This is a genomic window from Streptomyces geranii (assembly GCF_002954775.1).
GTDB classification, from domain to species: domain Bacteria; phylum Actinomycetota; class Actinomycetes; order Streptomycetales; family Streptomycetaceae; genus Streptomyces; species Streptomyces geranii.
Genome location: NZ_PJME01000010.1, coordinates 17334 through 31935, shown reverse-complemented (window position 1 = coordinate 31935; position 14602 = coordinate 17334). Strand labels below are relative to the sequence as shown.

4 protein-coding genes are annotated in these 14602 nt (G+C 72.8%); all 4 read right to left on the bottom strand.

Features of this window, described 5'->3' with window-relative positions; all coding sequences use genetic code 11:
• Positions 1-2 precede the first annotated feature (2 nt).
• On the bottom strand, positions 3-323 hold the full coding sequence (locus tag CW359_RS16335; RefSeq protein ID WP_105970670.1) for an acyl carrier protein: 321 nt from the start codon (positions 321-323) through the stop codon (positions 3-5).
• Positions 320-5392, bottom strand: coding sequence for a type I polyketide synthase (locus CW359_RS16330; protein ID WP_105970669.1), 5073 nt, complete (start codon positions 5390-5392; stop codon positions 320-322). The genes CW359_RS16335 and CW359_RS16330 overlap by 4 nt, the downstream gene beginning before the upstream one ends.
• Positions 5393-5397: 5 nt before the next feature.
• Positions 5398-12702: a type I polyketide synthase gene (locus CW359_RS16325; RefSeq protein ID WP_105970668.1), complete on the bottom strand. Its 7305-nt coding sequence runs from the start codon at positions 12700-12702 to the stop codon at positions 5398-5400.
• A gap of 423 nt (positions 12703-13125) precedes the next feature.
• Complete coding sequence (locus CW359_RS16320; RefSeq protein ID WP_105970667.1) at positions 13126-14592, bottom strand: MFS transporter; 1467 nt, start codon at positions 14590-14592, stop codon at positions 13126-13128.
• Positions 14593-14602 lie beyond the last annotated feature (10 nt).

Here is a 14602-nt window from a genome sequence, read left to right as displayed (position 1 = left end):
GGTCAGCCCGCCTCCGCCGCTTTGAGACTGGCGACGACGTGCTCGACGAGCCGTCCGACGGTGAGTTCGATGATCTCGTCGAACTCCATCCCGGCCAGGAACTCGGCGAAGTTGACCCGGTTGCCGTACTTCTCCTCCAGCAGCCCGGCGAGGGTCACCAGGTCGATGCTCTCCAGCTCCAGATCGCGGTTGAAGGTGGTGTCCATACCGATCTCGACGTCGTCGAGGCCGTACTCGTCGAGGAGGGTCGCGAGCATGCCCGCGATGTCGGCGAGCACCGCCTCCTCGTCAACGGTTCCGATCCTCTGCCCGTTGAGGCTCATCGCTGCAACTCCCTTTCCTCGTACGGTTCCTGTTGCTGTTCCTGCTCCGCTGTGGCTGATCCGGTCGTCCAGGCCACGACGTACTCCCTGTCCGGCAGCCCAGGGGGATTGCCGGTCCGCTCGTGGTGCACGGTGTAGGCGGGGGCGAGCCGCCCGGAGACCAGCAGCCGGTCGGCGGCCGGTACCTCCCGTACGGCGAAGTCCCGTGGCCTGCCCCCGAATCCGGTGCCCTCCGCCTTCGCGACGGCTTCCTTGGCGGCCCAGAAACGGGTGAACCAGAGCGCCTCGGACTCGCCGGTTGCGGCGGACTGGGCCTGGAGGAGGGCGAGTTCGGCCGGGGAGAGGGCGGTGGTGAGGGTGGAGGCGTCTCGGTCCACTACCTCCTCGATGTCGATGCCGGGTCCGGTTGCAGGGGATGATTCGGGATCGGTCCGGCGCGGTCCCACGATCGCCACGCCCGCCTCTCCGCGATGAGCGAGGGAGATGTCCAGCGGGGGCAGGGTCCGGCCGTGCACGCCGGTGACGTACGGCCGCCCGTTCGGGTCGTTGTGCACCCGGATCTCCGCCGGGAACACGTCTCCCTCGCCTTCGTGCTCCCAGAGCCACCGCCGCACGGCGTCCTTGGCCGCGATCCGGCCGAGCAGCCACTGGCGGCGCCCGCGCGGCGCGTGCCGCTCGTACAGCGAACGCTCCTCCCCGCCAAGGGAGTTGCGCATGATGAGGTCGCGGGAGGCGAGGTCGGGCCAGCGTTCGTGGAGCAGTACCCAGCCGCCCGGGCGGGCCTGGGAGAGGGTGTTGCGCTCGGGGAAGCGTTCGACGGGCCTGGTCTGGGGGTCGTTGTCGAAGCGCCGGTCCTGCCAGCCGCTCAGCACGGCCCAGACCCGGCCGCCGACGGTGAGTTGTACGTCGGCTTCGAGGACGGTGTCGGTGAGCGAGGTGATCCGTACGAAGCAGTGGACGTCGGTGCCGGGTGCGGGGTGCGGCCCGTAGAACCTCATCTCCCGCATGCCGACCGGGAACACGACCGTCCGCTCGGTGCGGGTCGCCATGATCCAGTACCCGAGGATCTGCCCGACGTTGTCGAGCAGCGAGCCTGGTGCGGGCGGGGTCGTGATGATTCCGCGTACGTGTGCCTCGCCCATGGCGGTGAGTTCGGTGACCCCCTGGAACGCCGGGCCGTGGAACATCCAGCGTTCGGCGTAGAGCTGGGCCGCGGTGTGGTCGGGGGTGCGTTCGGTGGTGGGGGTGATGGGCCAGGGGGTGGGGTGGGACTCCAACTCCGGGTAGGTCGGCGCGAGTTCGATCGTGGCTCGGGCTCGGGGGCCGAAGGTGACGGCTCGGTGGGTGGGGGTGCCGGGGACGGGGGTGACTGTCACGGCCACGTCGAGGGGCGGGGTGGCGGTCAGCCACTGGTCGAAGCGGGCGTTGTGAACGGCGACCGCTACGGCTACGGCCGCGGCTGAGTGCCGGCCGGGTTCCGCCGTCTCTGCGGCGTCCATGATGTGCTGCACGATCGTCGTCGCCGGGACCACGGGCCAACGGTCGGCCACGTCCGGCCAGTTGGGGCGCTGGGGGAAGAAGCAGTGGTCCAGGAGGTACGGCATGGTGTCCGGGGATACGTGGACTGTGGTGTGGGTGGGGGGTGGGGGCGCGTCGGTGGGGGGAGGCGTGGGCGCGGGTGGGGGGAGCCGGCGTCCGGCGGGGACCGGACTGCGGTGGCCCGCGCTGATCAGTTCGGCTGCGGTGTCTGCGGTCTCTCTTAGCAGGGCGCGGAGTTCGGCGGCGGCGGGGAAGCGGGTGGCGAGTGCGTCCAGGGAGGTGGTCAGTGCGGAGTTGTCCGGGGCCTGGGCGGCTTTTCTCGCCCCCGCCGCCCCTACCCGTTCCCATCCCTGGGGGCTGGCGCCCCCAGACCCCCGCCTGTCGCGCTGAACGCGCTCGTCCTCAGACGCCGGACGGGCTGGGGGGTGGGGGCCCGGGGTGGGTGGGTGAAGCGGGGATGGATGGGCGGGGAGATCGGCCTGAACGGCCTCGTCCTCAAACGCCGGACGGGCTAGATGTGCCGGGCGTGGGCTGGACAGCGCAACGGGTCGGTGGGACAAGGCACTCGCCTGAACGGCCTCGTCGGCAGGCTCCCCCAGACGGGCCGGATGTCTCAGCTCCGCACGCAGTCGCGTGAGCGTCTCCTCGTCGAGCGAGACGAGGGCTCCGTCCAGGTCCAGGCGGACCGGCGGACGAGCCGCCGGCCGGTCCCCCCGCACGGGGCTGCCGGGCTCGGCCGGTTCCGTGGAGCGGTCGGGGGGACCGGCGGCGTGGGTGGCGGGCGACGGCAGCGCCGGTGTCGTCGCCCGGCCCGTCACCCACAACGCCGTTGCCACTCGCCGGAGTTGCGCCAGGCCGTCGCGGTGCGGGGAGTTGGCGGGGACGACCAGGTGGTCGCGCCCCGAGAGGGTGTCGCCGATCAGGGAGCCGAGCTGGCCGGTGCCGACCTGGATGAAGGTCCGGTGTCCGGCCGCGTACATCGCCTCGACCAGTTGGCGAAAGCGCACCGGTTCCAGCAGATGCCGTACGAACAGCTCACGCACCGCCGACTCGCCCGCCGGGAAAGGTGCCGCCGTCGTCCCCGACCAGACCGGAACCGTCAGCGGGCGCAGCCGGAAGCCGCTCGCGGCCTGCTCGATGGGGGCCAGGTAGGGCGCCAACATCGGGGTGTGGAAGCCCGATTGGAAGGGGAGCACCTGGCTCAGCACACCTCGTGCACGGAACGCTCGGACGAACTCGTCGACCGCCGCCTCCGGGCCGCACACCATCGACTGGTTGGGCGCGTTGTCGTGCGAGAGCACGATGCCGGCGTCCGCCCAGCCCTCCTCCGCCAGGGCTGTGAGGACCCGTTCGGCGGGTGCGCCGATCGCCCCGAAGGCCAGCCCCGGCACGGTCACCGAGTCGGGGTCGAAGGTCGCCATGAAGGCGCCGACCTCGTCGGCGTCGTAGAGGCCTGCGGCGGCCATCGCCGTCCACTCGCCGACGCTGTGCCCGGCCACCGCGTCCGGGACGACGCCCATGCGGCGCAGCGCCCGGTCGAGCAGCAGCCCGACGCCGACCACGCCGAACCCGTGCCGGCCCACGTCCCCGACCTCGGCCCGTTCACCGGCGGGCAGTACCCCGGCCAGGCCGAAGTGGGCGGCTATGTCGTCGACGCGGGGGTCGAAGTCGCCCTCCAGGCCGGGGAAGACGAAGGCCAGGCCTCCCAACTCCCCGTCCGTGTGCGCCTGTAGCGGTCCCGTGCGGAACCAGACATCGCTACGGCCCTGCCACGCCCGCCCCTTGGCTACCGCCCTGCGCGCCAGCGTGAGCCGCTTCGCGGTCGGGTCGACTATGCCCAGGCGGGTGGGACCGGCCCCCGGATGCGTACGGGTGGCGTCCAGACCGGCGGCCAGTACGGTCGGGTCGTCCGCGTCGAGGAGGGCGGCGAGGCCCTCTGGGGTGTCGGCGGCCAGCAGCAGGACCCGCTCGGGCTCGGTCACGGTCGCCGTCACTGTCACCGTCGGTACGACCGGGGGTGCCGCCCTTCTCGCCCGCGCTCCCGGCGCCTCCTCCAGCACCACATGCGCGTTGATCCCGCCGAACCCGAACGCGTTCACCGCCGCCCTGCGCACCGGCTGCTCGGCCGTCGTCTCCCAGGGCGCCGCCTTGTCCAGCGGGCGGAAACGGGTGGCCGCCAGGGCCGGGTTCGGGTCGTCGCAGTGCAGGGTGGGCAGGAGCATGCCGTGGTGGACGGCAAGGGCCGCCTTGACCAGGCCCGCGACCCCGGCGGCGGGCATGGTGTGCCCGATCATCGACTTCACGGAGCCGATCACCGCCGTACCAGCCGTACCGCTGCCATCGGCCTCGGCTCCCCCGAACACCTCCGCCAGCGTGGCCAGTTCGGCCGCGTCACCTGCGGGGGTCGCCGTGCCGTGGGCTTCGAGGAGCCCCAGGGAACCGGGCTGGGCCGGGTCGAGTCCGGCGGCTCGCCAGGCCTGGCGTACGGCGTGGGTCTGGCCGCCGGGGTCGGGGTTGACGAGCCCGGCGGCGCGGCCGTCGCTGGCCACGCCGGTGCCCCGGATGACGGCGTAGATCCTGTCGCCGTCGCGCTCGGCGTCCGCGAGGCGCTTGAGGACGACCACGCCGGTGCCCTCACCGATCAGGATGCCGTCGGCGCCCCGGTGGAAGGGGCGGATGCGCTGGCTGGGCGAGAGGGCGCGGAGTTGGGAGAAGACGCTCCAGAGGGTGATGTCGTGGCAGTGGTGGACCCCGCCGGCCAGCATCAGGTCGCAGCGGCCGGACGCCAGTTCGCTGACCGCCTGGTCCACCGCCACCAGCGATGACGCGCAGGCCGCGTCCACCGTGTACGCCGGTCCGCGCAGGTCGAGCCGGTTGGCGACCCGGGAGGCGGCCAGGTTGGGGACGAGGCCGATCGCCGACTCGGGGCTGTCGGGGCCGAGGCTGTCGGTGAACGCCGTGCGGACGCGGTCGAGTTGGGCGGGGTCCAGGTCGGGCAGCAACTCGCCCAGGGTGCGGACGAGTTGGCTCGCCGTGCGGACCCGCTGGTCGAGGCGGACGAGTCCGGGGGTGAGGTAGCCGCCCCGGCCGAGGATCACGCCGATCCGGTGGCGGTCGGGCAGCCAGCCGGTCAGGTCCCCGCCGCCCTCGCCTCCCTCGCCTCCTTGCTGCGTGTCGGCCAGGGCGGCGGCGGCCACGTTGAGGGCGATGAGCTGGTCGGGTTCGGTGCCGGGGACGGAGTTCGGCATGATCCCGAACCGGGTGACCTCCACCTCCGCCAGCTCGTCCACGAACCCGCCGCGCCGGCAGTACACCTGGTCGGCGACGGCCCGGTCACCGGCGGAGTCCGGTCGGTAGTAGGCGTCCGCGTCCCAACGCCCCTCCGGAACCTCGGTGATGGCGTCCGTACCGGCGAGCAGGTTCCGCCAGTAGGCGTCCAGGTCGGCGGCGCCGGGCAGCAGCACCGACATGCCGACGATGGCGACGGGGGTGGACGTGCCGCCCGCCCCCTCCGAGTGACGATCCGTCATGTCCGTTACCAGCCCGACGAGGTGTAGACGACGGCGCCCGCCGACTCCTCGCCCCAGGCCAGTTCCCGGAGCAGCGCGGCCGTGCCCTCCTCCGGGTCGATGAGCCTGACCCCGCGCCGGGCGTACTCGCGCCCGAGTTCGGGGGTGACCATCCCGGTGTGGCCGCCGGTCGGCGCCCACGGCCCCCAGTGCACGGTCAGGGCCCGCTGTCCGGTCCGGGCGGCCCAGGCGGCACCGAGGCTCTCCAACGCGTCGTTGGCGGCGGCGTAGTCGACCTGGCCCCGGTTGCCGAGGACGGCGGAGATGCTGCCGAACAGGACGGCGAAGGTGGGGGTGTTGGGGAGCTGCTCCAGCGCCGTGAGCAGGGTTTCGGCGCCGTTCGTCTTCGTGCCGTACACGCGCTGGAAGGACTCGGTGGTCTTCTCGGCGATGAGCCGGTCCTCGATGACCCCGGCCGCGTAGACGACCCCGTCGAGGCGGCCGTACTCGGCGTGGATCTCCTTGACGGCCTGGAGCGCCGCGTCCTGTTCCCTGAAGTCGACGGAGTGGTAGCGGGCGGGGCTGCCGAGGGCCCGGAGTTCGTCGAGGGTGGCGGTGATCTCCCGCTGGGCGAGCAGGAGTTCGGCCTCGCGGTTGATCTCGGCGGGCTTCAGTCCGCCCCGGGCGGCGAGGACCGCGCGCAGTTCGGCCCGGGTACCGGCGGCTGCCGTGGCCGCGTCCTCCGGGCCCTCCGGTGCGGGGGTCCGGCCGAGGAGTTCGATCCGGCAGCGGGAGGCGGCGGCCAGCGCGGCGGCGAACTTGGCGGTGATTCCCCGCGCCCCGCCGACCAGCAACACCACGCTGTCGCGGTCGAGTCCGACGGCGGCGGCCTCGGCGGCACCGTCCCCGGCGGGTCCGGCGCCGGTGGTACCGAGTGCGCCGAGCGGGCTCTCGACCAGCTCAAGTCCCTGGCGCCCGGCGGCGGTTCGCAGGACGACCGGGGTCCGGTCGGAGGCGAGCAGCTCGGCCACCAGCGCATCGGCGACGGCAGCGGCACCCGTCTCACCGACCCCCAGGTCGATGATCCGCGCGTCCGTCTCCGGGTACTCCCGGGCGACCGTACGGAACAGACCGTGCAGCCCGGCCGACCTCGACTCGGCCCCGTCCGGGGCGCTTTCGCCAGCCGCCCGGACGGCGAACAGCCAGCGCGGGTCGAGCCCCAGCGCCGCCTTGAACACGGGGAACGCGTCGGGCAGCACCGGCGGGCGGTTCGCGGCCAGCGGGTCGAGGAACAGGACCCCGTCGACCGGCCCGTCCGCCCCGGTCAGCAGTTGCTCGGGCCCGAGGACCACCGCCTCGGCGCCATGCCCGACGAGCCGCGCCTCGACCTCACGGGCCACCGTGCCCTCGTCGTCGTCACCGAGGAGCACGAACCGCTTTCCGGCCAGCAGAGCCCGGACATCCTGTACGGCGGAGGCGTCGCCGTCCTGCTGTTCGAGCAGCACCGGCCGCAACTGGAACCGCTTCGGCGCCTCACCGGTGGCCTCCGGCTGGAGCGTCCCCGGCGCGGTCGGCGGTTCCTGGGCCTCGGTGGCCGGTCCGGCGAGCCGCGCCACCAGCCATCCGGTCACCGCAGCCGCCGTACGGGCCTTGGCCAGCTCCTCCAACTCCGCGTCGTCGAGCACGGCGACGTCTCCGCCGCCGACGCCCAACCGCTGCGCCAACTCACCGGCGATCTCAGCCCGTTTGATCGAGTCGATGCTGAGGTCCGCCTCCAGATCGAGATCCGGCTCGATCATGTCCACGGGGTAACCGGTGCGCTCACTGATGATCTCCAGCACCACCCCCAGCACCTCCGCCTCCGAGAACCCGGCAGTGGCGGGAGCAGCGGCAAGTACCGGCGTGGACCCGGCAGTCGTGGACACCCGCGCCACCAGCCATCCGGTCACCGCAGCCGCAGTACGGGCCTTGGCCAGCTCCTCCAGCTCCGCGTCGCCGAGCACCGCGATGTCACCCGCGCCCCCGATCCCGAGCCGCTGCGCCAACTCACCTGCGATCTCGGCCCGCTTGATCGAGTCGATACTGAGGTCCGCCTCCAGGTCCAGATCCGGCTCGATCATGTCCACCGGGTAGCCGGTGCGCTCACTGATGATCTCCAGCACCACCCCGAGCACATCAGTCGGCTCCACGACGGGAGCGGGGCTGGGCACCGCGTAGAGCGCGGGCGGATACGTGGGTACCGGCACCAGCTGCTCGGCCTGAACGGACTGGACGGACTGGACCGCGGCGACCTGCGGCAGCCCCGGTGCCGGTACCCACTGGCCCGGTGCCGTCGCGCCGAAGTACGTGAGGAGTACGTCCCGTTGGGCGGCGACCATCTCCCGGCTGGTGCGCAGGAACTCGGAGATCAGCGCGTCCCTGCCGCCGGTCCCCTGGGCGCCGTCCTGGTGGTTCGCGGTCACTGTCGTCGTCTCCAGTACGCGTCGGGCCGGTGCGAGGGCACCGGGGAGGAGGTCTCCGGCGGCGGTGCGGACCAGGTGGCCGTCGACCGTCCAGCCGGGCCGCTTGGGCGCCTTGGTCCGGGTCGCGTCGACGGCGTCACGCCCGTGGAAGAGCCAGCCGGTACGCACCGGCAGTCCCGCCACGGCCAGTTGGGCCAGCGCGTCCAACCAGCCGCGCAGTCCGCTGTCGGGCCGCGGTTCGCAGGCGACCGTGCGGTGCGGGCGGTCGCCGAGGATCTGGCCGACCAGCCGGGTCAGTACGGAACCGGGCCCGGCCTCGACGAAGATCCGGGCGCCCGCCTCGTACATGGCCTCGATCTGCGCGACGAAGCCGACCGGTGCGCCGATCTGGGCGGCGAGTTCGGCACGTACCGCGTCGGCGTCAGTGCCGTACGGGGCTGCCGTACGGTTCGACCACACCGCGAACTCCGGCGCGCGGACCGGCTGTTGGGCCAGAGCCGACGCGAACCGCTCTCCCGCCCCGGCGACCAGCGGGCTGTGGAAGGCGCAGGCGACGGGGATACGCTTCGCGCCGAGCCCGGCGGCGCGCAGCAGCCGTACGGACTCCTCGACCGCTTCCGTCGGGCCCGAAATGACCGTCTGCTTCGGCGAGTTGTGGTTGGCGACGACGACGGAGGCGGGCGCGTCGGCAGTGCGCAGGGCCGCCGCGACCTCCTCCGCACCGGCCGACACCGCCGCCATGGTGCCGGGGTCGGCGCCGTTGGCCTCGTCGGCGGCCGAGAGGATCGCGGTCGCGCGCTCGGCACTCAGCGCGAGGAGGGCCTCGGGGTCGATGGCCCCGGCGGCGCTGAGGGCGACGAGTTCGCCGTAGCTGTGTCCGGCTGCCATGTCGGGGCGGACGCCCGCCGTGGTGAGCAGGGCGTGCGCGGCGAGACCGGCGATGCCCAGGGCGGGTTGGGCGACCCGGGTGTCGGTGAGGGCGGTGTGCTGGCGGTCGCGGGCGGAGTCGTCGAAGGCGGCGGGCGGGTAGAGGGCGTCGGCGTGGTCGCGGCCGAGTTCCAGGTAGTACTGGAGTTCGGGCAGCGCGACGAACACGTCGGCGAGCATCCCGGTCCGCTGACTGCCCTGCCCCGGGAAGAGGAAGGCGACCTGGCCCGAGGGGTCCCGTTCGGAGGTCTCCTGGCCGGAAGCCCCCTGCGAGTCCTGGGCGGCGAGATGGATGCCCGCGCGCGGGTCGTGCTCCCCCGCCACTGCTCGCCGCAACTGCACGGCCAGCCCTGCCACATCGGTCGCCACGACCGCGACCTGTACGGGCTCGTGCCGGGCGTCGGAGCGGCGGGAGGCGGCGAGTGCGAGGTCGCGCAGCCGCCACGCGGACTGCTCGTCCTCCGCCGCCTTCAGCACGTCCTCGATGGCGCGTCGCGCCCCCGCCGGATCGGCCGCCCGGAAGGTGAACAGCTCGGCCGGCCAGGCGTCCAGGCCGTGCACGGGCGGCGCGGAGTCCGCGTACGCCTCAAGGACCACATGGAAGTTGGTGCCGCCGAAGCCGAACGCGCTGAGCCCCGCGACGCGTTCGCCCGCCGGAGCCGCCCAGGGCCGTGCCCGGTCGTGGAACTTGAACGGGCTGCTGTCGGCCTCCCAGGCGGAGTTGGGCCTGCTGACGTGCAGGGTGGGCGGCTTGACGCCGGTGTGCAGGGCGAGGACGGTCTTGATGAGCCCGGCGAGTCCGGCGGCGCACTTGGTGTGCCCGATCTGCGACTTGACCGAACCGAGCGCCACCGCACCCGACTTGGCCCCGGCCTCGCTGAACACCTCGCTCAGGATGGTGAGTTCGGTGCGGTCGCCGACCACGGTCCCGGTGCCGTGCGCCTCGACGAGCCCGACCTCGGCGGGCGAGACACCGGCGTTGCGGTAAGCCCGTTGCAGCGCGGCCCGCTGCCCCTCGGGCCGGGGAGCCGTCAGCCCGAGCGAACGACCGTCGCTGGAGCTGCCGACTCCCTTGATGACGCCGTAGATCCGGTCACCGTCGCGCTCGGCGTCGGCCAGCCGCTTGAGCACGACACACGCGACGCCCTCCCCCAGCGCGATCCCGTCCGCCGAGCTGTCGAAGGCGCGGGAACGCCCGGTCGGGGACAGGGCGTGCACGGAGGAGAAGAGCACGTAGTCGTTGATGCCGTTGTGCAGATCGGCGCCGCCGCACAGCACGACGTCACTCGTCCCGCCCACCAGCTCCTTGCAGGCCACGTCCACGGCCGCCAGGGACGAGGCGCACGCGGCGTCGACCGTGAAGTTGGCGCCGCCGAGGTCGAGCCGGTTGGCGATCCGCCCGGAGATGACGTTGGAGAGCATGCCCGGGAAGGAGTCCTCGGTCAGCTTGGGCAGTTGGTCGGCGAGACCCTCCGGCACCTTGCCGTAGTACGACGGCAGGACGGCCCGCAGCGTGCCCGCGTTGGACAGGTCGCTGCCCGCCTCCGCGCCGAAGACGACCGAGGTGCGCGAGCGGTCGAACTCCCGCCCCCGCTCGCCGTATCCGGCGTGCGCCAGGGCCCGCCGGGCGGCTTCGAGGGCCAGCAGCTGGACGGGCTCGATGCTGCCGAGGGAGGTGGGCGGAATGCCGTACGACAGCGGGTCGAAGGGGATGCGGGGCAGGAAGCCGCCCCACTTGGAGGGCGTGACGCCGCCGTCCCCGTCCGTCGCCGAGTAGTGCACGGCGGGGTCCCAGCGGTCGGCCGGTACCTCGCCCACCGCGTCATGGCCGCCGAGGACGTTCGCCCAGAAGGAGGCGAGGTCGGGGGCGTCCGGAAACATGCAGGCCATGCCGACGACGGCGACATCGAGCGGCGCGGGGGCCTCGGCCTCCTCAGGTGCGCGCACCCCGAACCGCTCCCGCAGCTCCGCCGCCCGGCCGGTGAGGAAGTCGGCGGCGCCCTCCGCCACGGAGTGGTGCAGCGCGTCGACGGTCGTGATCGCCGAGCGCAGTACGACTACCTCCCCGGCCATGAACATGCCCTCGGCGAACTGCCGTTGCTCGTCCACGGCCGCCAACTCGCCGTCGGCGCCCCGCTCGATGCCCTTGCTGGCGATCCGCAGCCGACCGACGTTGAGCCGTTCCAGCCGCTCCCAGATCTGCCGCTCGGGCACCCCGCTCGCCCGCAACTCCGATTCGAACTCACGGTAGTTGTCACTGAACGGGCTGGGCACGCACCGGGTGGCATGACCGGGCGCCGTCTCAAGGAGCGCGGTACTCGTCGCGTCCACGACCTGCCGCTGGAAGAGCGGCTGGACCGCCCCGCAGTCCACGGCCTCCTCGGTGAACAGGTAGGCGGTGCCCATCAGTACGCCGACGGCCGCACCGCGCGCGGTCAGCGGGGCGGCGAGCGCGGCGACCATCGCGGCCGACCGCTCGTCATGGACGCCGCCCGCGAAGAACACCTCGATCCGTTCGGCGGCGCCCTCTCCGGCCCCCGTCAACCAGTCCTCGATGACGGCGAGTTGGGCCTCCCAGAGCGGAAAGCTGCCACGCGGGCCGACATGCCCGCCGCACTCGGACCCCTCGAACACGAACCGGCGGGCCCCGGCCTCCAGGAACTGCTTCAGCAGCCCCGGCGACGGCACATGCAGGAAGGTGGCGATCCCGGCCCGCTCCAGCGCCTCGGCCTGGGCGGGCCGGCCGCCCGCGATGATCGCGTGCGTGGGCCGCAGCTCCCGTACGGCTTCGAGCTGGGCGTTGCGCAGCTCCTCGGGCGCGAAGCCGAGGACGCCGACACCCCAGGGCAGGTCGGCGCCGACGGCCTCCCTGGTCTCGGTCAGCATGGTCCGGGTCTGCTCGCCGGTGGCGAGGGCCAGCGCGACGAACGGCAGCGCGCCGCTCCCTGCGACGGCGGCGGCGAACCGCGCCTGGTCGCTGACGCGGGTCATCGGCCCCTGGGCGACGGGGAGTTGGGTGCCGAGGGCGCGGCTCATCGGGGAACCGGTGCGCAGGGCACGTACGGGATCGTCGTCCCGTACGACGTCGTGGATCGCGTCGGTGAGGCCGCGGACCGTGCGGGCGGTGTCGGTCCAGCGGGCGGCGAAGCGGGCGGCGAGGAAGCCGTCCTGGCCGACCGGGAGGAGCTGGGTGCGCGGGTCCTGGGCGCCGAGCAGGGCCGCGACGGCCGCCGGGTCGTCGGCCGGGGCGGGGATCGCGTCGGGGCCGCGTCGGTGCAGTACGCGGTGACCGGCCACGACGACGGTCTCCGAGCCGTCCATCGAGCGCAGCGCGGCTGCCGTGGCCTCCGGCAGGGACGACTCGGCGAGCAGGGCCAGCTGGCTGTCGAGCACGACGCCCGCCGCTCCACCGGCGACGGCGGCAGCCGCCGTACGGGGACCGATGCCGCCGCGGGCCCAGACCGGGAGGTCGACGGCCGGGTCGGCGAGGAGCCGTTGCAGGAGGACGAAGGTGCTCAGTTCGCCGATCCGGCCGCCGCCGTCGCTGCCCCGGGCGATCAGCCCGTGCGCACCGGCGCGGACGGCCGCGAGGGCCTCCGCGAGGTCGGTGACCTCGGCGAGGACGCGCTGGTGGGCGGCGGTCCAGGGGGCGTCCAGGAGGCCGGGGGCGAGGATCACGGTGTCGGGGCCGTCGGCGCCGGTGAGGTCGGCGGGCGTGAGTCGGCAGTGGGGGCCGATGCGTACGCCGTACCGGAAACCGGAGTCGGGGGCGGCGAGGCGGCGTATTCGTGCGAGCGCGTCTCTCGCTCTCCGGTCGCCGAGGCCCAGGTCGAGTACCCCGAGGCCACCGGCGCGGCAGACGGCCGCGGCGAGCCGTGCGTCGGGCTCTCCGAAAGGGGTGACTCCAATGATCATGTCAACGGCGCGCACGACAGACGTCATGATTCTCCGAAATAATCGGTGAAACTGCACGGTGGGGGGGTTGAGTGGCGCGGAAGCACTTCACCTCAGAGGGAAACCACCGGGAAGTTAGCGCCGTCATTACTCGCGAGTCAACATGGCGTGGAACATTCCGTGTGCGGCCGATTCCATTCGGCCAGCACCGACCAGACGCCCAAGTCCCGAAAAACCGTCCAATTCCATTCGGTGAGGACGTCACCGCAGCCCCGGCAACCGGCCCCTCGCGTCAGGCAGTCGTCAGTTTCCCGGTTTAATTCACTTCCGCCTCATGCCTCGGAAACACGATCAGCAGGCGAAGGAAACCTTGTAAATTCCTTTTTAACAAGAGTCACGACACGGCAGAACGAGCCGACCTCCCCGTCGGAAACCCGGGGAGGTCGGCTCGTTTCGGGAGCTGGACGGCGGTCAGACCTTGGCCTCCGACGCCTCGGACGGCTCGGACGGTTCCGACATCTCGGGCTCGTCCGCCGTCGCCACCGGGCGGACCGGGATGAGGAAGGCGACGACCGCCGCCGCGAGGCCGACACCGCAGCCGAGCATCATGGCGGCCCGGAAACCGGCCTCGGAGGGCAGCGCGTAGCCGCCGAAGTCGGTGGTCATCTGGGCCAGGACGACGCCGATGACGGCAGCCGAGACCGAGCTGCCGATCGAGCGCATCAGGGTGTTGAAGCTGTTGGCGGAGGCGGTCTCGGACTGCGGGACCGCGCCCATGATCAGGGCCGGCATGGCGCCGTAGGCGAAGCCGACACCCGTGTTGCAGACGATGGTCACCGCGAGCAGCGCCCAGGTGGAGCCGGAGCCGACGAGCGGCAGGGAGATGCCGTATCCGAGGGCGATGAATAGGCTGCCGACGGCGAGCGTGACCTTGGGGCCGCGGGCGGCGGAGAGCTTGGCGCCGATCGGCGACATGACCATCATCATCAGGCCGGCCGGGGCCATCCACAGGCCCATCGCGAGCATGGACTCGCCGAGGCCGTAGCCGGTCTCCTTGGGCAGCTGCATCAGCTGGGGGATGACGAGGGACTGCGCGTACATCGCGAAGCCGACGAGGACCGAGGCCGCGTTGGTCATCAGCACCTGCGGACGGGCGGTCACGCGCAGGTCGACCAGCGGTTCGGTGTTGCGCAGCTCCCACCGGCCCCAGGCCAGCAGCACGACGACGGCGACGGCGAACAGCCCGAGGGTGGTGCCGCTGCCCCAGCCCCAGTCGGCGCCCTTCGACACGGCGAGGAGGAGGCAGATCAGCGCGGTGCCGAGCCCGATCGCGCCGAGGACGTCGAAGCGCCCGGCGGCGGTGTTCTCGCGCCCGGCGGGCACGAAGACGGCGATCAGCGCGGCGACGGCGGCGGCCAGCGCGGCCACCACCCAGAAGAGCACCCGCCAGCTGGCGTTCTCGGCGATGGCCGCGGAGAACGGCAGCCCGAGCGCGCCGCCGACCCCCATCGACGCGCTCATGATGGCGATGGACGAGCCGAGCTTCTCCGCCGGTACGACGTCCCGGAGCAGGCTGATGCCCAGCGGTACGACGCCCATGCCCATGCCCTGGAGTCCGCGCCCGGCGATCATCGGGAGCACGGCGGAGGACAGCGCGCAGACGACGGAGCCGAGGATGAGCGGCACCAGCGAGACGAGCAGCATGCGCTTCTTGCCGTACATGTCACCGAGTCGGCCTGCGACCGGGGTGACGACCGCCGCGGCGAGCAGGGTGGCGGTGATCACCCAGGACGCGTTCGAGGCGGAGGTGTCGAGGATGCTCGGCAGCTCCCCGATCAGCGGGACCACGAGGGTCTGCGTGATCGCGGCCACGATGCCGGCGAAGGCGAGGATGCCGACAACTCTGCCGGGGCCGGCGTCGGGCTTGGAACTGTCCACGGGGGTACTC

Excerpts from the sequence above, each read along its gene's own strand:
- CW359_RS16325 (WP_105970668.1), bottom strand. The coding sequence starts at position 12,702 with ATGACGTCTGTCGTGCGCGCCGTTGACATGATCATTGGAGTCACCCCT.
- CW359_RS16330 (WP_105970669.1), bottom strand. The coding sequence starts at position 5,392 with ATGACGGATCGTCACTCGGAGGGGGCGGGCGGCACGTCCACCCCCGTC.
- CW359_RS16335 (WP_105970670.1), bottom strand. The coding sequence starts at position 323 with ATGAGCCTCAACGGGCAGAGGATCGGAACCGTTGACGAGGAGGCGGTG.